This window comes from Nocardia rhamnosiphila NBRC 108938 (assembly GCF_000720425.1).
GTDB classification, from domain to species: domain Bacteria; phylum Actinomycetota; class Actinomycetes; order Mycobacteriales; family Mycobacteriaceae; genus Nocardia; species Nocardia rhamnosiphila.
In genome coordinates this window covers 397,429-423,178 of record NZ_JOAJ01000005.1, presented here as the reverse complement: position 1 = coordinate 423,178, position 25,750 = coordinate 397,429, and the positions used below count along the sequence as shown (strand labels likewise).

1 protein-coding gene is annotated in these 25,750 nt (G+C 72.4%); it reads right to left on the bottom strand.

Going from position 1 to position 25,750, the window contains the following annotated elements:
* Positions 1 to 28 precede the first annotated feature (28 nt).
* Positions 29 to 25,747, bottom strand: coding sequence for a WXG100-like domain-containing protein (locus IG75_RS36420; protein WP_036514497.1), 25,719 nt, complete (start codon positions 25,745 to 25,747; stop codon positions 29 to 31).
* Positions 25,748 to 25,750 lie beyond the last annotated feature (3 nt).

Sequence of the window (25,750 nt, the reverse complement as noted above, 5' to 3'; positions counted from 1 at the left end):
ATATCCGCCCGGCCCACCATCCCGCGCGTCACGTGGTGAACACCTGCGCGCGCCGTTGCGGATCGGCGAGTACATCCCGCAGATACGCACCGAAATCCAACTCCTCCGGCAGCGACCGGTAGGTCAGCTCGCCGAGCCGGTGTCCGCCCTGGACCAGCGTGAACCGCGTGGTCCGGTAGGCGACGGTCGCCAACTCGACGATAACCGGGCCGTCCAGGTCGATGGTCGACTCACCGATGCGCAACTCCAGCCGCCCGTGCTGCCGGTACAGCACCACCGGCACCCCGGCGATCTCGCCGTAGAGACCGCCGACCCGGCCCGGCGCGGCCGGTGCCGCCTGCAACGTGCCGGTCCGCGGGTTGAACTCCGAAGGCACACCGAACCCCGCGAACGGACGTACGACCAGCGGGGCCGCCGCATCGGTCTCCCCGTCGCCGCGGACCGGCGGCGGACCGTCGGCCGGCGCGCCGTGGCGGGGACGGAAGCGTTCGCGCGAACCATTCTGCGGCCCGCTGCCGGGCGGCAGCAGCGTCGGCGGGTACGGCATACCTCCGGGTGCCGAACCACCCGGCGAACTCGGGTTCGTAGGACCGGCGCCCCCGGGAGATCCCGGCGGGAGGCCGCTGCCCGGGAGGTTGCCGGGCTCCGGTGGACGAGCCGGGCCGGGTGCGGCGGGATAGGGATCGAACGGTGGTCGCGCGTCCGGTGGCCACGGGCCCGGGACCGGCGGCGCGGGAGCCGCCGGTTGCCCGGGCAGCGGTGGACCGGGCGGCTGCGAAGGTTCCGGAACCGCGGGATGCCACGGCGGCTGGGCGGGTGGCGTCGGCCGGCCGGGTGGGGTCGGCAGGCCGGGAGGCACCGGGAGCTGCGGCGGGTCGAACGGGTGCGGTTGGCCCGGCGGGTGCGTTTCACCGGGCGGGTGCGGTTGGCCCGGCGGCTGCGGTTCACCGGGCGGGTGCGGTTGGCCCGGCGGCTGCGGTTGGCCCGGCGGGAGCGGTTGGCCCGGCGGGTGCGGCTGGCCCGGCGGCGCTGGAGGAGTCGGCGGCTGCGGCGGTGCCGGTGATTCTGGCGGCACGGGTGGCCCCGGTGGTGCAGGCGGGATCGGCGGCGTCGGTGGTACCGGAGGCCCCGGTGTGGTCGGCGGCTCCGGCGGTGCGGGAGGCCGCGGGGGGTCGGACGGTTCCGGTGGCCGGGGCCGCATGGGGAGATCGGTGAGGTCCACCGGCCACGGCTCGCGCTCGTTCTCGAACGGCGGCGGGAAATCGATCTCGCGATCGCGCGGCGGATGCGGAATATGGGGACGCAGCGAAGATCCGCGCGGCATCGGTATCCGCCGGCGTCCGGTGGAGCCGTTGCCGCCCGGTGGATCCGCGTCTCCCGGCGCACCACGATGTGCGCGCGAATCGCTACCCGGGGCGGGCTCGGTTCGTCCGCCGTGTCCACCGGCGTCGTCCGCTTCACCGCGCGGTTCGGCGGGGCCTGCGTCCGGGGAGTCGCCGGTAGTCCGCGTCGACCCCCGGTCGCCGGTACCGTCGCCCGTGACGAGAGCTCCGGCCGCGTCTACTGCCCGGTCGTCCCGGCGTATCGGGCCCTGTTCGAGTTCGTTCTCGATCCGGGCCAGATCGGCTTCGGCGTCGATCACCCGGCGGGCGGCGTCCTCGTATTCGGAGACGCGCCGCTGATATTCCCGCTGTTCATCGATTCGGGTCGTGCGTCCCCGCAACGCCTCGATCCGGCGGTCCAGTGCCGTATGCGAGGCCAGATCGGCCTCGGCCACCGGTAGCTCCGGACGGGGCGGGGGCAGGACGGCTCGGGCACGTTCCACCCGGGCCACCGCTCGCTCCCGCTCGTCGCGCAATCGGGCCTCGTCGAGCCGGGCGGCGTGGTCGGCGAGTTCGGCCAGGTCGGCGATATCGCGGGCCCGCTGCCGGACCTCGGCGCGCAATTCGGCCTGGACCTCGGCGAGTTCGGTGGGTGTCAGGCGTTCGTGCCGGTCCAGCCGGCCGTCGCGGTACTTCTCGTAGACCTCGTTCCAGCGGGCGAGTTCCGCACGTACCCGGACGAATTCGGGATGGTCGTCGCCGATCTCGCCGCGGCGGTGCCGATCCAGCACCTCGTCCCAGCGGGCGAGGTCCGCGGGGGGCACATCGACACCGACCGTCCGGGCGAAATCGTGGCCGATGCCGAGTTCGGTGGCGGGCAGCAGATCGGATTCGGCGTCCAGCAGGTCCATCCGGTGCGGAGCGTCGGCGAGGTGACGCAGATCCTCGATCAGACCGACCAGGTGCCGGACCGCCTTCTCGTGCACCGGGATCTCGGCGCGACCCACCCGCGGGTCCACGGCCCGGTCACCGTGGGTCGCGGGGTCGAATACATCGATCCGCCCGAGAGCGGTCAGGAAGTCGGTGAGTGCGGCGACCAGGTCGGGCCGGGCATGCGGCCGGTGCACGAGAGACCGGATCGCTTCCTCGATATCTCCGGTACCGACCACCCGGACAGCTTCGTCGAGGGCATCCAGGCGCTGCCGCAGCCGCGCGGTGGCCGCGTCGACCGCGGCGGGATCCAGCGCCGCCAGCTCTTCGGCGTAGGAGAGCATTCCGGTGATCTGCTGGATCCGCCGGGCCCCCGGGGTGGCGGGGTCGGCGACGGTCTGCGCGGCCCGCGACGGGCCGAGCGGGGCGGTCTCCGCGGGGTCGAGGCGGTGCGCCAGGATGTCCCGGGCTCGGGTGACCGCGTGATAGGTGTCGATATCCCAGGCGGTGCGCGCGTGGTCCATGATGGCCTCGAGCTGGGCGGCCCGGATCTCGTTCTGATCGCGCAGCGCCGATAGTTCCGCGGTGAGCCGGTGCGGGTCGGCCAGATCCTCGTCGGTGATACCCAGCCGCCGGGCGAGTTCGGCCACGGTGGTGTCGATTTCGGCGCGCGACATCGCGTCGAGGCGGTGGCCGGGGTCCGGATCGGCGGGGTCGTCGGGCACCACTCGCCAGCCGTCGCCGTCGTCGACGAGGGTGAGATCGACGTGCCGCCCCTCGACCTCCGCGGCGAGGTGCCGGACCCGCGGTACACCCGCGTCGGCCACGGTGATCCGCTCCGGTCCGTACCCGCCGCCGGGCAGCGGCTGCCCCGGCTCCACCCGGGTGAGCGCGTACCGTACGTCCAGCGTGCCGTCGTTCACGGCCGCGGCGAGGTCCGGATAGCGCGCGAGCGCGTCGGCCAGCATCCGGTCGTGGTCGAGTCGGCTGTCGATGACGACCAGCCGCATCGGCGCGCCGGGCCGGTCGGCGGGCAGCAGACCGAAACCTGCCGGGTCGCCGAACATGACCCCGTCCTGTGCGTGGACCCATTCCTGCGCCGCCATATCGCCGATCAGGCCGGCAAGTTCGTCGACCTCGGCGTCGCGACGCAGGAACTCGTCGGCCTGCCGGGCGAGATCCTGCACCCGCAACGCGGCGTCCTGGATGCGGAACAGCTGCTCGGCGAGGGTATCGGCGAGCCGGTCGGCGTCCAGCGTGGCCAGGTCGATATCGCCGAGGATCTGCGCCCATACCGCCCGTTCGTCACGGATCTGGTCGCGGCGCAGCGCCCGTTCGAGATAGACCCGGCGGCCGTCGTCCCGGCCGGGCTGGTCGCTGTCGAAGAGATCACCCCAGTCACGGGTGGGCTCGCCGCCGTTGTTCACGCCCTCCCAGCCCAGAAGATCGGCCGGGCCGGGCTGGCGCCGCCGCACCGATTCCGGCAGCCACTCCGGCGCCCGGTGCGGTTCGCGGTAGGCGGTCACCACCTCACGCAGGAAACGCGCGAGCGGGTTGGCGTCGAAGAAGGTCGCCTCGTCGCTGTACGGGATATCGGCGTGTTCGGCGTTGTAGCGCCGAGCGGCGTCGGCCAGCCCGGTCAGTGCGCCGATCCGCCGTGCCTGCTGATATTCGATCAGGTCCCGCACCCGGCGGACGTTCTCGGCAGTCGGGTCGCCCAGGTCGATACCGAAAGCCCGGGCGGCCGCCACCAGCGCCGCCGCCTGCTCGTCGCGCCGGGCCGCAGCGTCCGCCAGTTCGTCCGCCCATCCGGCGATCTCACCGGTACTGCGCGCCACCTCCGCACCGTCGGGTTCGGCGGGGGTGGGTCCCGGCGCCGGATGCCGGGTTACCGGCGCCGCCGGAAGCGCCGGATCGTCCTGTTCCGCCCGGTGTTTCAGATCGTCGAGTTCGACCCCCAGTTCCCGGCGCACCAGCTCGGGGTCGGCTTCGTCCAACCAGTAGCGGTATTCGTTACCGGCCTCGTCCAGCAGCGGTGCGGTATCGGCGCTGGGCGGTGCCACCCGGGACGTGAACCGCCGCAGGAACGGCAGCAGCTCCCGCTTCTTCCACAGGGTCACACCCTCTTTGAGGATGCGGACAGGATTGAACTTGGTCGACAGCACCTCGTACTCGTCGCCCGGGACACCCGGCGTCGGGTCCTCGGCTTTACGCAACGGCAGCCCGGCCTCGTCGCCGAGCAACGACTGCCCGGCGCTGTCGATCCCGGAACCGGAGGGGTACTTCGGGGTCTCGTTGGTGTACCCGGTATCGCGCAACCACTCCCAGATCCGGCGCAGCAGCGGTGTGCGGCGCGGTGGATCCGCGGGCACCGCCGGCACATCGGGCGGCGCCGCGCGGCCGGCTTCCGCCACCCGCCAGCGGTCACCGTCGTCGGCGACCAGGCGCACCGGCACCCGCTCGCCTTCTACCACCACATTGCCGCGGCGGGTGTCGCCCGGCTCGGGTGCACGGGGATCCTCCTGCCGCCGGGCCGCCACCGCACCGTCGGCGAATGCCGCCAGTTCGTCGGCGGCGCGGACGACACCCGCGCGTTCCCGATCGAGGACGGCCGCCGGATCGCGGTTCAACTGCTCCGGATCGATTCCCAGCAGCCGGGCCCACATATCGCGGGTGTCGCGCCGAGCCGCGCGCGCGGCAGGGTCGGTCGCGGCGTCCACTCGGGCCTGGGCGGCCGCCAGGGCTTCCACCGCGCCGGCACGCAACAGGATCCGGTAGCGGTGATCGGAAACCGTGGGGCCGAGACGGTCCGGGCCGAGCGCCTCGTCATCGATACCGAGCCGGCGCGCCAGCGCGTCACGTGTTTCGGCGACGCTTTCCATTCGTGGCGCGGCATCGGTAGCGGAGTCCCGGCCGGGATCCGCCGCGTCCTCCGGCCGAACCGCCGGCAGTTCGCCGTGCGGTTGTCCAGAGGGAAGCTGCGGGTCCTCCACCGGCAGGCCCGCACGCAGCAGTTCCTCCCGCATCGCGGCGGCGAGTTCGGGATCCGCCTCGTGCCGCCAGTACTGCTCGTCGCCGTAGCGTTCCGCCGCGGACAGTTCGGTGAAATCGGCGGGGTACCTCATCCGCGGCCCGTTGTCGAAATCGTCGAGGAAGCCGCGGGCGCGGGCGATCTCGGCAAGTTCGGCCAGCGCGGCGAGCGGATCGCGCAATTCACCGAAAACACCGGCAAGCCCGAGGTGTTCGGCCAGCCTGCGCGCGTGCTCGGCGACGGCACCGGCGAGCGGCGCGGTCGTGCGCTGCAGGGGCCGGTCCGCCATATCCCGGAGGAAGGACAGGAGATTACGGAGCGGATCGCCGTGCCGGGGCGCGCCGGAGTCACCGGCCAACGGGGCGCCGGGACTACTCGGGTCGCCGGGGTCGCCGGGGTCGCCGGGAGCGTTCGGGCCGCCGGGGTCACCCGGGCCCCCGTTCAAGCCGCCGGAATCACCCGGGCCCCCGCGGCCGTTCAAGCTGCCGGAATCGTTCGGGGGCGGTGGAGGTCCGCTGCCCCGCGGCGGTTCCGGGGCGCTGTGGGCGGAGGACGGTGGGTGGGACGGCGGCTTACCGCCACCCGGGCCGTTCGCGGGCGGGGTACCGCCGGGCTCGTCCGGCGGAGGTCCGTCGGGGTTGTCGGGATCATCCGGTACGGACCCGCTGGGAGCATCCGGCGCGGTGTTCTCCGGTGGGGTCGGCCGCCGGCTGGTCGCCGAACCGCCCGCCGTCCCTTCGACCGGGGATTCTCCGGCCTCGCCCCGGCGTCCTTCCGGAGCCTGATGCACCGAGTTTTCTCCCTCACCGGCCCTTTCGTCGGCAGGAAACTCCAGCGTGTCACCGTCACGCGCAGCTCGAACCCCCGGCGATCCCACCGATTCCCCATCCGGCGTCTCCGGAGCAGGACGCGCGGGCCCGTCGCCCGGCGGTTCCGCGGCCGGAAACTCCAGCGTGTCACCGTCGCGCGCGGCCGGCGGTCGCCGCTCGCTTGTCTCCCGGCTGCCCGGCGGCAGGTACGCCGCGTCCGGTTGCAGCGGGGGTAGCGCGTAGGGGCGGCCGGCCCGCCACCCGGTGAGTGGGGGACGCTGCGAATCCCAATGGTGGCCGAGACCGATGGCGTACGTATTCGCCGCCTGCCAGGTGGCCTGCGGGTGGTCGGCCAGGTACTGCGCCTCGGCGAGGGCGTCCTGCAGCAGAACGAGGTCCGCCGGCAACGGCTCGCCCGCCCGCAGCCGGTGCCAGGCTTCGGCGATATCGGCGAGGCGGTCCATCGGGCGCCGGACCAGTTCGCCGTCGGGGTCGTCGGCGTCGCGCACCCGGTGCTCGTCGACCATCAGGTGGTTTTTGATCTGTTCGAGTTCGGCCCGGGTGAAGCGCGGTACGTCGTCGCGCATCTGCCCGGCCAGCTGTTCGGCGATATCGTCCGGGTGGACGGCCCGCACGATCTCGTCGGGATCGGCTCCGGGCACGATCTCGGCCGGATCGACCACGCCCAGCAGCATCTCGCGGACCTGCTCGACCGTGTTGCGCACCAGCTCGGGATCGTCGACGGCGAACCGGTCACCGGCCTCCTCGGCCATCCGGTCGATCGTGGCCTCGATCCGCGCGAGCTGCGCCGGAACATTCCCGAGCGGATCGAGACCACCGAGTTCGCCGACCGTCCGGGTCCGCACCAGGTCGACGAATTCCCGTGCCGCCGCTCGCTGCCGGTCCTCCCGATACCGTTCGATACCGTCGGCGATCCGATCGATATCGGTGTCGTCACCGAGGAAACGGTCGTATTCTTCGTCGGCCCAGCGCTGCACCTCGGCCCACTGGTCGGCCTCGCGCTCCCACTCCCGGCGCAGTCCCTCGGGGATCTCGTTCATCGCGGCCCGCGGCAGGTGGTCGCTTTCCTGCCAGCGGCGGTGCATGGGCTGCACATCGGTTCCGGGCGGCGCGAACCATTCGTAACCGCGGAACACCGTCCCGAACGGCGGCAGTTTCTGCAGCCACGGTCGCGCCTGCACCCAGCGGCCGATCTCCGGATGCCGCTGGATCCAGGCCTTGACCGCCGGATGTTTCGGCACCAGCGCGGCCATCAGCAGCAACCGCATCACGTTGTAGGCATCCGCACCCCAGTGCTGGCCGAACAGGTCCTTCGGGTCGATACCCGAGGTGTCGTACTGCGCCGGCGCCATCGGCGCGTTGACCGGCAGGGTGCTCTCCGGGATCTTGCCCGCCGGTACATCCTCGAGGGGCAGCACGATGTCGTTGACGACATCCTCGCTGGCCCAGCCGCTCACACCGTCGGGCAGATCCTTCCGGCCGAACATCTTCGGCAGGTCGGGGGCGTCACGGTTGGTCTGCCAACCGGGGCGGGTGGGGTCGACCGGATGCCAGTCGCCCGCGGCGTCCCGCCACCTCGTCATATCGAGGCGGCGACCGGCGACCCACCCGGTGCTCATCCGCTCGACCTCGGGTGGGTCCATATCCTCGACCCGCCAGTTGTCCGCCCGGTCGGCGAGCACCCGCCGGTACTCCACCGTGGTTTCCGGGCGCACCATGGCCTGCGCGGCGGCGAGACTGTTGCGTAGGGCGTGGTCGAGGGCGGCGTCGTGATCGGCGCGCGGATTCGCCGGGTCCGGACGTGGCCCGAACACGATGATCCGCGGTACGTCGCCGTCCACCACACCGACCCGATCGGTCACCATACGGCCGCCCTCGGCCTCCACCAGAGCGCGCCAGACACCCGCCACCCGCGCCATATCGTCCTGGAGCCGGCCGATCCGGTGATGGGCCTCGTTCACGTCCCGGGCCGCATCCGCCAGCGCATCGATCCGCAGCAGCCGCCGCTGGTACTGCGAGGGCCGCAGGACGCCCGCGGCGAGCTCCCGGTACGCGCCCTCACGCAGGTCACGCAGCGTCGCGTCCAACGCGCCGGGTTCGAGCAGACCCGCGGCCGGGTCGTCGTTCTCGTCCACCGGCCCGAGCCGCCGGGCGAGATCGTCGCGCATGGTCCGGCGCGGTTTGATGCGGTGCAGTTCGGCCGCGCGCTCGCGGGCGAGCCGTTCCAGTTCGGCGGTCACTTCCTCGGGCCGGGGCCGGTCGAGGACCTCCTGGCCCTGTTCCATTCCGGCGATCTGCCGGTCCAGTTCCCGCAGGCGGGAGCCGAGTTCGTCGAATTCCGCCGTCCGGGCGATCAGCTTGCGGATCAGGTCCCGGCGATGCTGCCGCTCCTGGTCGCCCACCGCGCTGCGGTCGTGCAGCGGCATCTCGTCGATCCCACCGGCGACGTCCACCGCGTCGTATCCGGTCTCCTCGTCGAGACGCAGCACGATCCGCTCGCGGGCCTCCGGCCCCAGATCGGCCCAGCCGCCGGGGTTCTGCAGGCCCAGGTTGCGGGCCCGGTCGGTGATCTTGGCCCGCAGGAATTCGCGCTCCCGGGTGACCCCGTGCCGCTCCCCCACCAGCCGGTCGTATTCGATCCGGCCGGTGATCCGGCGCACTTCCTGCTCCGCGTGCAGCAGACGGGTCAGGAGATCGCCGATCTCCTCGACGCGGACCCGGTCCTCGGCATCCAGATCGTGACCGCGCAGCTCAGCCAATGTCTCGGCCATCCGCGCGGTGTCGAAGGCGCCCGGGTCCACATCGGCGCGCAGACCGGACGCGAGTTCGGCGATCCGCGCGGTCAGGTCGTCACACCGTGCGACGGCGTCGACCAAGGCATCGGCGAGCAGATCGTGCGGCCGGGGACCGGTCGCACCGCCGTCCTCCTCCCGCGCCCGCGGGCCACCGGGATCGTCCGGCTCCGCGCCGTCGGCCGCGGATCGCCCGCCCTCCGGCACCGGCGCCGCACCCTCGGATATCTGCAGGTTACCGTCGGTTTCGGGCTGGACGCCCGCGGCCTCGGTGCCGTCGCCACGAGATATCCCGGCCTTCGCTTCCGGCTCCCTGCCGCCGACCTCGGGCGTCCGGTCTTCGGCCACCGGCTCCGCATCTTCGCCCACCGGCACTACCGAGTCGTCGGACCGCCCACCGTCGGGCGAGTCGTCGGTCCGCACACCATCGGCCGAATCTTCCGGCCGTCCTTTATCGGCCGGGTTGCCGGCGGCGGGCGTTCCGTCCTCCGCCGCAGAACCCGTTTCCCCGCGCTCCGGATCGCCGGGCGCCACAGCCTTATCCACCGACTCTCCCGAGTCCGGCTCCGGCGCACCCTCGGGGTCGGGCGCGGAATCCGGCTTCGGCCCGGTGGGCCCGGAATCGGAGTCGGGTCCCGGCTCGCCCGGCGGCGGCCCCGGTGGGGTGCCCCCACCCGGACCTCCCAGCATGTCCTGCCACCACCGCGCCCGCTCCGCGGCCATCCGGGCGACCCATTCGGCCAGATCGGCCCGCTGGCCGGCGAGCCAGTTGTCCGGGTCCATATCGGCCAGGAAGCGCGCCCGGTCGGCGTCCATCCGGGCATTCCATGCCGCTCGGTCCACCTGGGCCAACCGGATCCGGTCGATCCGTTCGCGGGCGTAGCCGAGCATCCGATCCGCTTGTTCGGCGCGGAATCGCAAGAGTCCGTCGCCGGGCCGGTCGGCGGCCTGCCGACGGGCCCAGGCCGCTTCGTCGGCGGCCGCGTCGACCGCGATCTCGGCCCGGCGCAGCTCCACCCAATCCATCAGTTCCGTATAGGAATCGGGGAGCGCGGGGGCCGCCCCCGGTCCGGACTCCGCCCGCGGACCGGAGTCGTCCGGGCCCTCACCGGGATCTCCCGGGACCGCGGGAGGCGTGTCCGGCGGTTTCCCGCTACCGTCGCCGGAGTCACCGGCCTCCGGCCCGGGTGGTGGTGTCTCGTCGCCGGTACGCGGTGCGAGTGAGCCCTCGGAACCGGACAGCGGCCCCTGCGAACCAGGCGGCGGCCCCTGAGGTCCCGGCCCTTCCGGACCGAGCAACGGCCCTTGCGGACCCGGCCCCGCCGGACCGAGCAACGGCCCCTCCGGTCCCGGCCCCGCCGGAGGTGGATCACCGGCGCCGGTCGCGAGTCGCCCGTCCGCCGCCGCGGCCAGGTCCGGCCGCCGGCCGCGCGCGTATTCGTCGAGCAGCCGGCCCAGTGCGGCGATCCGCCGGGCCCGGTCCCGGACTTCGCGCCGCAGACGGCCGAGTTCGGCGGCCAGGTCCTCGGGGCTGAGGCCCTCATGGTTCTCGATCCGGCCGTCCCGGTAGGCCTCGTAGATGCGTACGAAGGTCGCGTCGTCGGCGCCGGTGAGATCGACCCCGACCAGGCGGGCCCAGTCCCGGTCGGCGTTGGGACGCCGATCCGGGTCGTCGTCGGGGATCCGATGGCTGCCGGGCCGGTTCGCGGCATCGGCCACTGCCCGGGCGAAATCGTCGGCGCCCACCGCACGGACCGCCTCGGCGATGAGGTCCCGCAGCCCGCCCATGGCCTCCCGGTCGTGCATCGGGAAGCGGCCGTCGGCGATCCGGGGGTCGGCGGTGCGGTCGCCGCGGGGGACATCGGTATAGGGGTCGATATCGAACAGGGCGTTCGCGTATTCGGCCAGTGCCTCGTGTACCAGCTCGCCCTGACCGTCGCGTTCCAGCCGTCGGATCACCTGGAACAACTTCTTCGGATCCAGGCCCGAAGGGTTCACCGCGAATACGCGCTTGCCGTCGGGGCCGTCGACATAACCCGGCGGGAGCAGGGCCGCTGTCCGCCGGTCGACGCCCGCGCGGTCGGCGGCTCGCTGCGTCGACATCTTGCGGGCGAGTTCCTCCGATACCAGCCGCCGGGCCAGCCGGTCGCGAGCAGCGGCGACCGCGTCCGGATCCACCTCGCGCAGGCCTTTCGCGTACTCGGCGAGATCCCCGAACTGCTGGGCGCGCAGAGCCCGGCGCTGCCCGGTATCGGTCAGGCGGTCGGCCAGCGACTCCGCCGTGAAGGTACGTTCCGGTGCGCCGGGGTCCGGGATCAGGTTCAGTCCCAGCCGGCGCGCGAGTCGACTTCGCGCGTCGGTCAGCTCGTTGAAGATCTCGATATCGGTGGCGGAACGGATGAAATCGGCCAGCGCCTCCAGCTGCACCGCTCGCACCGCGTTGTCCAACAGCAGATCACCCACGGTCCCGGCCGACGCATCCGGCGCCACCGCGTCCGGGCCGATACCGAGTTCGTGCAGAATGCCGGCGATCTCGGCGGCGATCTCCGGTGTCGAGCGGGGCAGCGGCTCGCCGAGAGCCGCCCGGTGTTCCGCCGCGGACCCGGTCACCTGATGCCAGGTGCCGTCGCCGTCGCGGACCAGCAGTACTTCGAGGTCGCGTCCCAGGATGTTCTCGTGGAGATAGCGCAGCGGCGGGATCGGCGCGGGCACGAGCACCGTCTCGCCGGTCCAGTCCCGCTGCACGGCACGGTAGTCCAGGACGAGATCGCCCCGGTCGAGCAGATGACGTAGTTCGGAGTCGGCGGCCAGCGCGTCGGCCAGTACCTGCTCGCGGTCGCGCGCACCGTCGACGATCACCAGCCGGTCCGGTTGACCCGCCCCGCCGGGCAGGCGCACGAGCTGCCGTCCGAGCAGGTCTCCGACCGGATCGGTGAGCCCGGTTTCCGGCAATGTGGCGCGCGCGGCGTCGACGAATTCGGCGACTCGTTCCGAACGGGCCACGTTCTCGGTACGCAACCGGTCCAGCACGCCTTCCGGGTCGGCGAGCAGATCCTCGAGCGACAGGTCGCGCATCGCCGCCCAGCTCGCGAGTTCGTCGCGGATCTGGTCCCGGCGCAACGCGTTCTCGAAGAATCGGCGCAGGCCCTGGTCGCGGCCGAGTTCGTACCCGTCACCCCACATCGGCAGCTGGTCGGCGCCGTTCTCCACCGGCGGCGTGTCGAGCAGACCCGGTTCGTGCCCGAAGGCGGCCAGTATCTCGATGAGGAACCGCCCCATGGGATTCTGATCGATGAAGCTGATCTCGTCGCGGAACGGGACCGGCCGGCCCTCCGGGTCAGGTGCGGCGTAGCGGCCGGGCCGCCGCGACGAGGGCGCGTCCGTCTCGTCCTCGAAGCGCTCGTCGTCGAAGACGTCGCCGGGATCGTCCTCGGTGCGCCGCCCGCCCGGATCATCCAGTGCGGCCGGGTCGCCGGCCCGGGGCAGCCCGCGCTCGGTATCGGCCGCCGGGGGCGCGTCCCGCATGGTGTAGGGCAGGGTCTGTTCGATCCGGTAGCGCCGCACCGCGGCGGCCAGCCCTTCGATGGCCCCGGTCGCCCGGGCCACCCGGTACTGCTGTTCGTCGATGACCCGGGCCAGGGTTTCGGGACTGTCGTCGGGCAGGTCGATATCGAGCAGCCGCCGGGCCGCGTCGGTCAGGCTCTCCCCCTCGGGCGCCGGTCCGACGGGCAGCTCCGAGCCCCGCGCTGCGCGCTCCTCGGCCAGTCCGTCGGCGAGTGCCGCGGCCTCGTCGCCTGAGAGGAGCCCGCGATCACGCAGGGCATCGAGGATCTGGCGCTGCTGCTCGGGCGTGACATCGGGCCGGGCGGCCACGGCCAGCAGATCCCGCAGGGCCTGGGCGGGCGATATGCGACGAGAATCCAGGTCGGCGAGCAGCTGGTCGCGGGCCGCGGCCAGGGTTCCGTCGGTGAGCCACGGCTGGTACTCCGCGTCGTCGCCCGGATGCATCGGCACGAATTCGCCCGCGTCGTCGCGCATCCGGGCGGACAGCCGTCCGAAGATCGGAATGTGCTCGCGATTGCCGATCCACACCGGCAACTGCTGTCCGATCCGCAGCAGGGTCGGGTCGGCCGGGCCGGATTCCGGTGCCGGACCGATCACCGGATGGTCCGGAGTGGGCGCCGGGGTGGCCGGCGGTTGCGGCGGAACCGGGTTCACCAGATCGGGGATACCGGCGACACCGTCGGCGATCGCGGCCTGACCCCGGCTGTCCCATCCGGATCCGGACGGGTATTTGACCTGCGGCGCGCGGCCCGGCCACATCCGCCGGATCGCCGCTATCTCGCGGCGCAGCGCGGCCAGCCGTTCGGGAGTCGCCGAGGGGAGATCGCCCTGCGGCACCAGCCGCCAGCGGTCCGGACCGTCCGGGACCAGATCGAAGGCGATCCGCTCGCCGTCGACCTCGATCACCAGCGGCTCGATGATCGCGTCCGGATGGATGGGCGCCTCGTCCCCGCCGGGCTCCTGGTCCGGCCGGCCGCCGTCGGGTTCTTCCGGCGGCGGGGCCGGACGCGGCGGCCCGCCCGGGGGTTTCTTCGCGCCACCGCCGGTACTCGTCTCGGGCCCGTCGCGGTCGAGCCCGTTGCCGTCCTGGTCGTCCGGACGATCCCGGCCGGTGCCGTCGTCACCGGGCCGGTGCCCGGCGTCCATCGCGCCGCGGTCCCCGGAGCGCTCGGACGCACCGCCCGGTGGGTTGTCGGCGTGCCGGATCAGCAGCTCGTACAGCTCTCGTACCGGCGTGATGACCACGCGGTCGCGTGCGGCCGGATCGTCACCGCCCATGATGTATTCGGCGAACGCGTCGGGTACCGCCTCGTGCCCGCGCAGCAGGCCGTCGTCGTCACGGCTGTATCCGCTGAGCTGTCGCAACCAGGCGCCGAAGTCGCCACCCACCTCGGCGGCCCGCAGCAGTAGATGCCGCTGGGCCGTCGAACTCGCCCGCAGCCCACCGGCATAGTCCAGGGCATGACCGTATTCGTGCACCGCCATGGCGTATACCGGCCGCCGCAGCATGGTCGGCGAGAACTGTTCGTTGTCCACTCCCCGTTGCACCTGGGCGCGAAAGTTCTCGACGCTGGTGGCGTGCCGGTAGTTGAGGGTGATGTCCTCGGTGTGGACGAGTCCCGTCTCGCGGTCCAGGGCCGGTCCGGCGTCGGCGAGAATTCCCTCGCGGCGGTTCCCGATCCCGATCGCGCGGATATCGGTGTGCGGATAGTCGCGGTACATATCGGTGACGGCGCGGGCGTATTCGCGGACCACCTCCGGGTTCAGGTCGGCCTGGTCGAACCCGAACACCGCGAAGTCGGGGTTACCGGTCGCCGCACGCATATGGTCGCGCAGTTTCCCGCCGACCTCGGCCGGGCCCAGATCCGACCACTGGTCGGCCGCGGGGGCGCCGAGCAGCGCGATATCCGAATCCGGTGTCCCGCGGTCGTCGGACCGGTCGGCGACTTCGCCGGTCGGCCGGTCGGGCCCGGCCGCGGCCGTCCGGTCGTAGCCGTCCATCCACGGTCCCAGGCCCAGATCCGTGATGCGCAGCGCGGCGGCTTCGTTCTCGAAGGTGTCGTAGTAGTTGTCGATCGATTCCCGCAGCAGCGCCGCGTAGACGATCCGCGCGGGTTCGGTGGCATCGGGGCCGTTGAGCACGACATCGAGAACCGCGTCGGCCAGAACCTCCGGCCGGTTCAAATCGCCCCGGTTGGTGAAGCTGTAGCCACTGAGCTGGTTGATCCACACGCTGAACTCGTCCGGATCGAAACCGCCGGTCTTCTCGCTGTAGTACTCGACCAGCAGATCCTCGACCGTCCCGCGCGCTCGGGTACTGCCCGCGTAGTCCAGGCCGTGGCCCAGTTCGTGGACGGTTGTCGCGAAGGCGGGCCGGTCGGCCGAGTTGCGCGGCGAGTGAAAGGTCTGTTCGGAGCGGCGGCGGGAGGCGTAGAACTCGCCGGGGTTGCGCAGCAGCCGCTCGTTGAGCGTGATGGTGTCGGTGACCATCCGATCGGCGTCGCGCGGGTCCAGGTCGTAGCCCGCGAGGCCCCGGACGTGGTCCGGGTCGGTGACCGGCCCGATGTGCAGATTGTGTACATCGAGCATGGGGAACCGCGACATCATCAGATCGACGGCCCGCGCGACCTCACGGACCAGTGTGAGGTCCAGCGGCGGGACGCCGGGACGGTCGGCGAATCCGGTGATCTCCCGGAACGGGTACCGTTCGCGCAGCGTGGCGACGATCTCGTCGAGGCCCATCGCCGACCATTCGTCGGCCACGGCATCGCGATACCGGTCGCCGGAATCCGCTGACCGCATATCGTCGGTCCCGATGTGTTCCGGCCCGTCGTGCAGCGGCCCGATCCGCTGCGCGGGCACTCCGGGATCCGCGTCGGCGTACCCGACCAGCAGGTCGTGGATCCTGCGGCGCACCTCGCCCACCTCGGGCCGGCGGCCCGCCGGGAGTTGCCGGGCCAGTTCGACCTCGGCGAAGGCTTCGGCGAGGGCTTCGGCTTCGTGGAGGCGGCCGTCGGGACGGAAGCTGTACCCGACCAGTTCCCGGCGCAGCCAGCCGGCGAAGTCCGCGGTATCTCCGCCGACGATATCGCGATGGTATTCGCGCAATATCGTTTCCAGCTCGCGTCGTGCGTGCCGGCCGCCCGCGTAATCGACTCCGTGACCGAACTCGTGCACGCCGACCGCGTACACGGGCCGGCGTAGCGCGTTCGGGTTCAGCCGGCCGTCGTCCACCGACTGCCGGATCCGATCCAGGATCCGTTCGGCGCTGCGCGCGTGCGTGTAGTCGAGCGCGATCGAATCCGCGCGCGCGATACCGGTTTCGCGATCGGTCACCGGTTTGTTCAGGGCGATGGCATCGTCCAGATGGCCGATACCGGCACTGCGCAGATCGACCTGCGGATAGCGCCGGTACATGTCGATGAGGGACCGCGCGAACTCCTGGACCACGGTCGGGTTCAGGTCCGGCAGACCGAATCCGTACACCTCGAAATCGGGATCCCCGGTCAGCTCCCGCATCACCTCGCGCAGCCGCAGGCCGACCTCGACCGGCTCGAGCGCCGACCATTCGTCGGTGGGGGCGTGCAGCAGTGCCGCGTCCGCGGCCGGGTCGGGCGGGTTCGCCGGCGTGTCCGGGCCAGGCTCGCCGGTCCGGTTCCCGCGCGGCCGGGTGTCGGCACCGCCCATGAACTCCGGCCCGTCCGGCGGAGGTGTTCCGTCGGCATCTCCTGCCCGCGTCGGGTTCCCGCCCGGCCGGTCCGAGCCGAAGGGCAAGCGGCCGAGCAGCCTGCCGATACGTCCGCGGGGTCGGCTCTCGGGGGTGAGCGGCGCGGCGGGGTCGTCGAGGATTCTCGTGATCCGCTCGACCAGCCCCTCACGGGTATCGCCGGCCATACCCTGGAAGTACCGGGACAGCGTGTTCTGGCTGCCTTCCAGGCCGACCGGCGCGGGCACCCGCCAGCCGCCGTGCCCGTCGGGTTCCACGAAGACCGAGAGATGCCCGGCGCCGTACGCGAAGACCTCCAGCCGGTGATGGCCGGGCCGCGCACTACCGCCCGCGGCGATCGGGACCTGCCGGGTGTACAGATTGTGGGCGATCCGGGCCGGATGCGTCGGGTCGAGCGGCCGGTCGGCGGCGAGCACCCGCTGGTGACCTCTGGTGACGAAATCGTTGCGCAGGTGACCGACCGTCCCGGGCCGGTGGGTGCTGCCCCGATCGGCTTTGGTGTAGAAGGCGTCCGGGCCGAGCTGCTTCAGCCAGTCGGTGAAGCCGAGGTCGGTCCGGCCCTCGGCGCGGAACCGGAGATAGTGGGCGAGCATCTGGTCGCGCTCACCCAGCAGATCACGCCTGCCGTAGGGTCCCTCGGCCGTCGCCCGGTTGACCGGCGTGACCACCGGTTCCCCGTCCGGACCGGCCGTCACCTGCCGATAGTCCAGGCCGTGGGAGTGATCCCACAGCACATCGCCGCATTCGGAGTGGGTGAGCGCCAGTTCCCGCAGCGCGTCCACGTGTTCGCCCGGCCGGGCCGTGACCACCAGGCGCGGATGCGGGTCGAGGTAACGCAGCACCCGGTCCGACAGCCGTTCCGGGCGCTCCCCCATCCGCTCGGGCTGCCGGAATCGTTCCATTTCCGCGTCGACAACACGCCGCGCCGTATCGGAATCCGTCTCCGACGCCATCGTTTCCGGCCGTGCCGTACCCGCCCCGCCGCGGTGTTCGGACTGTTCTTTCGGATGCCCCCACGGCGAACCGCCGCCGTCCACAATGGACCGCACCACATCCATGGCGACCTCGGCGTCGGCGAGCCCGGTCCGGCGCAGGTAGCGGCTCAAGGCCTCGGTTCCGGCCCGCCGTGCGGACTGCGCCGGAGTTTCCGCGCCGCCGGCGCGGCGCCGGGCACGGCCGAGTTCCCGGTCGTGCGCGGCTCGGTAGACCTGCTCGGCCGGCCCCTCCGGTACGTACTGCCCGAGGTCACGCAGGATTTGCAGGCCTTCGATCTCGTCGGCCAGGCTGCGTGCCCGGCGCAGCCGGTCCTCCGGGGTGTCCGCCGGGATCCGGCGCGGCGTCGGCGGTTCGGTACCGCCGGTCGGCGAGATCCCGTGGGCACGGTCCCATATCCCGGCGAAATGCTCGCCCGGGGCGAGCCCGCCGACCAGCGGGCCCTGGCTGTCCAGCGCGGCTCGCACCGCACGGAATCCGGCCTTGTGCCCGGCGGAGTAGAACCAACCGGATTCACCGCCCAGCATCTTGCGGGAACCGTAGGCGGATTCGGCGGTCCGGAATCCTTTCACGAAAGCTTCGGCGTAGCTGCGGGCCAGTGGATCGGTAGGCGCCGGCCGGACAATGCGCACCTGGAGATCCACCGTGTCCCGGAAAGAGAGCGCATAGGCCTCGGCGACCCGGTCCAGCATGAGGGCGCAGTATTCGTCGCGCGGCAGCGTCATCCGTTCGGCCGCCACGTCGATACCCGCGAACTGCTCCGCCAGCCGCGCGGCGACCACCAGCTCACGCACGTGCTGGGCAGGCGTATCGCCCGGATGCAGCGTAAGTGTCCGCGTGACCGGGTCGTAGCCGGCGTCCACGCCCAGCCGCCGCCGGGTATTCGGGGTGCGGGCCGCTGTCGCCTCCGGCTCGGTACTGAACCTGATCTCGACTCCGTGTTCGTCGAGCGTGCGCCGCACCCAGCTCGCGGTTCCCCAGGCCCCGGCGCGAGTGCCGAGTGCGCTCAGCTCGCCGAACGCCTTGTCCCGCAGATCGGCGACAGCTCGCGCCAGCTCGGCACGAGCAGTCCGGTCGCCGTGCGGTACCGGCGAATCCGGGGACACCGGCTGTTCGGCACGCACCGGTCCGGTTTCCCGCTGTACCGTCACTGCCCCGGAATCGTCCAGCTGAACGCGGATCCGATCCGATGCCGCCGTACCCGCGAGGTCGCGGGTGACCACCTCGGTGAGCTCCGCGCGCAACCGGGCGCGTTCGGCGCTCACCCGGGTGTGTTCGTCGGTGAGCGCACCCAGCAGCCGGGCCTCCAGACCGGGCAGCGAATCCGACCGCTCCCGCGCGCGCCGGGCGAGATGATCGAGGATCTCGCGACGGGACCCGGTACCCGGATCGTTTCGCATACCGAGCAGATCCCGCAGCCGGTCGGCGGCCCGGCCCCAGGCCGCCTCGATCCGGTGTAGCCGCGCGGCCGCGGCGGCGTCCGCCCGCACCAACGCCTCGACGTCACGGGCCGCCGCCTGCGCGGACGGGATGTACTCGTCCATATCCGCGGGCGGCCGGAATGCCCGCGCGGCGTCCCACTCCGCTTCCGCCGCGGCACGACCGCTGCGGCCGGTACCCACTTCCGCGGAGTCGAACGCCCGGTGCGCCAGCAGTCGCGCGATACCTTCGGCCGTTCCGACCCGGTGCAGCCGGTCGGTATCGGTCGCCGCGACCGGTTCGGTCGAATCGCGCAGTCCGGCGGCCGCCGCCATATCCGCTTCGGCCAGCTCGAGTTCGCGCTGGCGGCGCAGGACCTGCGTCGCCGCCTCGCGCACAACCTCCACGCGCTCGCCGTATCCGCTCATCCGGTCGACGCGGACGCTCCGGCCGTACAACCGCTCGACGGTTTCCTCCAGCAGCGCCCGGGTGGCCACCTCTTCAGGCCCGACCCCCAGCCGATCCAGCAGCACATCCCGGACGGCGACCGCCCGATCCCGACTCGCCGCGATCTCGTCGCGGACCGCGGCCAGACGGCCGAGCTCGGCGTCCCGGGCGGCGTCTGTTTCCACTCGCGTCCGCGCACCGGAACCCTGCGGGTCCCCGGCCTGCCGGATCGCGGCGTCGTAGGCCTCGAGGTAGGCATTGTCGAGGATCCGCCGCTGCGCCAGGTCGACGGGATCGGTCGCCATCGCATTGTCGGTGTCGTATCCGGCCCGGCCCAGCTCCCGCCGGAACTCCGCCTGCCGGCCGAGCGCATCGGCTTCCGCCCGCATCCGGGCCGCGACGTGATCGGCCCGGTCCAGCGCACGGATCCGGGCCGGCGTCACCTCCACGCGGCCGCGCAGCACCGACTCGGCGAGGGCGGCGACACGAACGACCGCCGCCGCCCGGGCGACCTGATCACGATCACCCGCCGCGATCACCGCCGCCATCGTGCGGCCGTTGAATTCGTCGGCCGGGACCGGACCGTCACCGGGTTCGGCGAACCGGACGGTCACCCCCGCGTCCCGCAGCAGCGCGAGCGCGGCCCGCCCGGTCGCGGTCCGGGCCAGCACCTCCCGCACCTGTACTGCCTGGTCCACCGGTGCGTACCGCCAGTCGTCGAGCTGATCGTCGCCGGTTCGGACCAGATCGAGACGTTCGCGCTCGGCCGCCGCGGCGTCGGCAGCGGCCGGATCGGCGGGCCCACCGTCCGAGCGCGACCCCTCGCCGCCACCCGGGTCGGCGCCGGGCGGTGCGCCGGCGTCCGAACCCTCGGTCCGCGGTCCGGCCGGACCGTCCGCGGGCTGCGGTGCGGCGGACTCCTCGGCGAACCAGCCGAAACGGGGCCGTGGAGTCTCCCGGGCCGATTCCACCAGCAGGTCGTGGATGAGCCGTACGGGATCGTCGCCGCGGTCGCGTACGGCCGGACCCGGCTCGGCCGCGCCGGCACGGCGCATCTCGGTCGCGAGGAATGCCTCGGCCAGCGCCTCCGCCGGCTTCGGATGCGGGGTGCCGGGGTGGAAGCTGTACCCGCTCAGCGATTCGCGCAACCACGCGAAATAGTCGTCGACACTGGTGGCCTCGGGATGCCGGTCGAAGAAGTGCCGCATCAGATGGCCGGTCAGGTCCCGGCGGGCCCGGTGCCCGCCCGCGCCGTCGAGCACATGCCCGAACTCGTGGACGGCCCGCGCGTAGGCCGGCCGGTCCCGCGCCACATCCGGGAACCAGCCGGTATCGACGTTGTGCTCGGTTTCCCGGCGCACGGCCGCCGGATCGGTGGCCACGGAGGTGTTGAACTCGATCGAATCGGCACGGGGCACCCCGTTGTCGAGCGACCAGTGGGTCCGACCGAACACATCGGGGCCCAGGTCGCGGAACACCACCGCGCCGAGACGGGCGTACGGATGGGCCCGGAACATATCGACCAGCGCCCGGGCGTACTCGCGGGCCACCTCCGGATGCACCTCGGGGCGGTCGAAACCGAAGACCTCGAATCGCGGGTTGCCGATGAGGTCCCGGATTTCGTCCCGCAACCGCGCACCGACCTGCGCGGAGTCCAGCCCCGACCAGGAGTCGTCGTTCGGGGCACCCAGCAGTCGGGCGGCGGAGGGCCGCTCGGCACCGTCGATAGGGTCGGGCTGCGTATCGTCCACCGCCGGAACAGGCCGGGTGTCGTCGACCCTTGTGATCGGCTGCGTGTCATCGTCTATCGGAGTCGGCCGCGAGTCGTCGACAACCGAAATCGGCCGAGTGTCACCGTTCTTCGCAATCGGCTGGGCGTCATCGCCCTCCGGCCGGGTGTCCCCGACCACCGGAATCCGCCGCGTATCACCGATATCCGGATTCCGCCGTGCCTCGCCCTCGCCCGGGGACCGCCCGCGGTCGGCCGATCCGGACCCGTCGGGCGCGGTCCGGTCGATCCCACCGATGACATCGACGCGGACCGGATCCCCATCGCGTTCGAGATCGAACCGCCGCACGGTGATCTCGCCGGTCGCCGCCGTACGCACCTGGTGGTATTCGACCTCCAGGGTGCCGTCGCGATGAGCGGCGAGCAGTTCCTCCCGCGCGCGCAGCAGCCCGCGACCGGCCGCACCGTCCGGATCGATCCCGCGCGCTCGCATCTGATCAGGCGTCTCGGTGAGGACGGTCGCGAGGTTCTTGTCGATCGCCAGCGTGTCGCGCAGGTATTCCGGTGCGCCCTGCTGGGCGTCGGCACGCCGCGAACCACCGAGCGGCGAATCGGCGCCCTTGGCCTCGACGATCAAGAGTTTCGGGGCCCCGGTGCCGGTCCCCGGCACCAGCACCGCGATATCCACCACGAGTTTGGCGGTACTGGCGCCCTCGTACGGAGTCAGCTGGATCGCGCCCGGATGCAGTTCCGCGTCCAAGGCGAAAGCGAGACCACCCAGTTCGCCCAGCAACTGGGACGTCTCGGACATCCGGCCGACGATCCGGTGATAGCGCTCCGACCGGGCGCGCAACGTATCCAGATCGGCCAGCTGCCGGGCCCGTTCGTATTCACTGAGCGTGCCGTCATCGCGTACCCGCTGCTGCCGGGCGTCGATCCGCGGGCCGATCCGGCTCGGCCGCAACTGCCGCAGATCCGGCCGGCTCCCCGGCTCGACCAGGCCCAGGTCCACCGCGAGCGTCCGCAACGCCGCGACGACGCTGTCCCGTTGCGCCTGCTCGGCCTCCCGCAGCGCCGTTGTCGCGGCCAGCGCCTCGGCGAAGCCGGGATCGGTGGGCCGGTACGGCTGCGGTTCATCCGGTTGCGCGTCGTAACGGTAGCGACCGGCATCGGTTCCCGACTCCGGCTCACCGCGGACAGCCCCGGAGGGATCCTCACGCCGGTCGGCAACATCCTCCTCATCACGCCGCCCGGCGGAATCCTCCTCACGGTCGGCAGGACCCTCGCCGTCACGCCGATCCGCCGCGTCCCGGTCACCATCACGCCGCCCGGCGGAATCCTCGTCACGCCGGTCGGCATGGTCCTCCTCACGCCGGTCGGCGGGATCCTCATCCTCGCGCCGATCGGCAACATCCCGGTCATCACGCCGCCCGGCAGGCCCCTCTCCGTCACGCCGAGCCGCCGCGCCCTGGTCATCACGCCGCCCGGCGGAATCCTCGTCACGCCGCCCGGCAGGGTCCTCCTCACGCCGGTCGGCAGGATCCTCATCCTCGCGCCGATCCGCAACGTCCTCATCACCACGCCGATCCGCCGCGTCCTCGTCATCACGGGAGGGTGTCCGGTCCTCGTCGGGTGGCCGGTCCGAGATCCGCTTCTCGGGTTTGCGACGTGCCTCGTCCCACCGGTCGTCCGCGGCGGAGCGATGCTGTTCGGCCGCACGGTCGGCTTCCGCCGCGCCGGCGCGGAACCGGTCGGCGAGTTCGGCGGGCCCGTCCTCCCCGACCTGTTCCGCCATCGCGCGCAGATACTCCGCGCGCCGGCGTTCGAGAAGCGACCGGAGGTCGGCGTCCTCGGCGTCGCGGCGTGCCGCGTACTGCGCATCGGTCTCGCGCCGCTGCCGGTTGACCTCGTAGTCCGACCGACTGTGCCTTCGATAGCGTTCCACTGTCGGCCGCACTCGCCCGTCGTGGCCGCTCGGCGGGAGTATCCGGCCCGCGCCGTCGAGCAGGGTCGCCGAGACATAGCGCAGTTCGGCCGGGACGTCCGGCGGGAAGCCGCGGCGTTGCCCGGCGGCCGGATCGGATACCACGACCCGGTATTCGCCGGTGAGCGGATCCATCCGCACCGTCAGCGAGTAGGCGTGCGATCCGACCCCGTGTTCGTCCACCGGCCCGGCGTATTCGTCGACCACGAAGGCGCGGGGTCCGCGGCCCGCCGCTACCAGACGCGGGTCCGTCCGCGCGGCCTGACGCAACAGTTCGTCGGCGACCGCCTGGTGGCGGGAGTGCTCGGGTCCGGGGTCGGGATAGTCGTAGAGTTTTCCGCCCAGGGCGTCCTCCATCTGACGCCGGTCCATACCGCGCGGACCCACCGGCTCCTCCGGGGGCGTGATCCGGTCGCTTCCGGTTTCCGCCGCGAGCTGGGCGAGCGTGAGCCGGGCGCATTCCCCGCGATTGCGCGGATCGGGCGCGCCCTGTGGTTCGCCGGGTTCGGGGATGCCTCGTTCCTCGGTGTCGTCGGTGGACCGGTCGCGGGTAGCGCCGTCGTCGCCGGGCCGAGCTCCACCGTCACGCCGCGCCCCGGGTGACCCCTGATCCCGCGCCCTCTGATCCGGGGACCCGGGGTGCGCTTCGCCGTCTCGGGCGGCGGAATCGGGTAGGGGAAGCGGGAATACGTCCTCGGGACCGATCCGGCCGTCGCCGACGTCGCCCGGTATCCGGCCACCGGCCGGATCCTGTCGTTCCCCCACTTGGCGGGCATTGGTCGCGTCGGGCACCGGCGCGCCGGTCCGGCCGGCCCGCACGCCGCTGCCGTCGGTGCCGGGATAGGGGGACCGTTCACCGATCCCGGCACGTGACCGCGGGCCGTCCGATGCGCCCGAGGATCTGGACTCGGCCGTGGGACCGGCCTGCGCGCGCGAATCACTGGCGCCGCCCGGCGTATTCGTAGATCCGGGTGCTGCCGGACCGGCTCCGCCAGGAGTCGAACCGGGTGCTGCCGGAGCACCGGGGCTGACCGGAGCCGTCGCGGTGGCGGGCGGTGTGGCGGCGCCCATGGGGCCGGCGACCGGAGCGCCCACGACCGGACCCGGTGTTTCGCCGCGGGTGCGGTCTCCGGCGGACTCACCGGGTCCGGCCGCCGCGTCACCTGCAGTACGCCCGGTCCCCGCCCCGCCGGCTTCCTGCTGCCCGACCGCGAGACCGGAGTCGTCCGCCCGGCCCTGCCGCGCGGTCGAGCCGGAATCGGCTGCGGGGAAACCAGTGCCGTCCGAGTCGGTACGGTCCCTCGCCCCTGCCGACTCGGCACGGTCGGCCACACCGGTGCCGGAATCAGAACGGTCGGCCGCGCCGGTGGCCGGGTCGGAACGGTCGGCCGCGCCGGCACCGGAATCGGGACCATCGGTCGCGTTCGCACCGGAATCCGAACGGTCGGCCACACCCGCACCCGAATCGGAACGATCGGCCGGGCCCGGCGTGGAGTCGGAGCGGTCGGCCGGCCCGGTATCCCCGTGCTGCGCGGACCCACCATCGCCACCCTCGCCGTCGCCGAGTGGGCCCTGTTGTCCCGCGACAGCTCCGGAGTTGTCTTGCCGCCCGCCCTCGCCGTCCGCCGACGACGCACCCTCACGGGTTCCGGGGCCGTCGTCGCCGTCGTTCGAACCGCTGCCGACAGACCTGCCGCGGTCGTTTCCGCCGGCCTCCCCGGCTCCGCCCGGCGAGTCACCGTTGTGCCCGTTGTTGCCGGCCGGAGACAGGTTCCCCTCGCCGCTGCCCCCCACACCGTTCGGTGTCCGGGCCGGGCTGCTGGTCTGTGATCCGTCGCCGCCGAAGCCGCCGGTGCCGTCCGCGCCGGCGGGCGCGCCGGTTCCCGTGGGCAGGCCACCGCTGCGGGTGCCGGGCCCGCTCACCGCGTCGTTGAGCCGATCCATGAAGGTCCGGTCGCCCCAGGTGTTGCGGTAACTGTCGCTGTGCACACCGACTTTCAGGCTGCTGAAGGCGTGATTGGCACCGACCTTGTTCACACCGGTGGCCAGGCCGTTGGTGGCGCCGGACACCAGCGCGAGCGGGCCGAACTGCTGGGGCAGTGTCGACATCGTCTGGTCCATAGCCTGGTCCCAGCTGCCGGTGTCGGCCCAGATCACGGCGAACTGGGTCGGGATGGCGGCCGCGGTCCCGGCGAGCCCGCCGACGAAACCGGCGGCGGTACCGGTGATTGCCCCGTTCAGATATTGGCGACCCATCCCCCGGGCCTCGTTCTGGAGTTTGTTCCCGATGATGTCACCCACCGGACCGGCCGCCGCGCCGCCGGCCGCCGAGCTGACCACCGTGACCGCGATCTGCCCGAGATCGAAATCCGGGCGGTGCCCCGCCTCGACCTGGTAGGCCTGGATGCCGACTTCCTGAATGGTTCCGAGGATGGTGTCGATCGCGACATGCCGGAGCAGGAAGCCGACGAATTTGTTTGCCACCAGCCGGAAGATCGCCTGCATGACCCGCTGGCCCAGGATGCGGACCGCGAACCTGGTGAGGGCGACCGCCGCGGCCTGCACCGCGGGCGCGGTGGGCGGGAAGATCCACGCGGCCGCGATCTCCGCCGCCAGCAGCACCAGCGACGAGATGTACATCAGCTTCGTGTACTCGATCTCGGTACCGGTGTCGTAGGCGGAGGTACCGAGTTGACGGAAGTAGTCGGCCAGTTTCGGCACCGACTGATCGGAGTCGGAACCGTCACCGGAGATGAGGCTGTCGAAGGCGGCGATCATCTCGGTGACGCCGTCACCCTCGGGATAGGCGTGCAGCGAGGCACGCTTGGCCTCGATGATGTCGGCGACGATATCGTCGAGTTCGTCGGCGGCGGTACGCCAATCGCCGCCTAGGGCCCACATCTCGTCCTCGTTGCCCTGCGGCCATTCCACGCCCGCGAGCCAGGCGAGATGCTGCAGCGGACCCCAGAGCTCGATCATGGC

Coding starts and splice junctions, on each gene's coding strand:
- IG75_RS36420 (WP_036514497.1), bottom strand. CDS start 25,747: ATGATCGAGCTCTGGGGTCCGCTGCAGCATCTCGCCTGGCTCGCGGGC.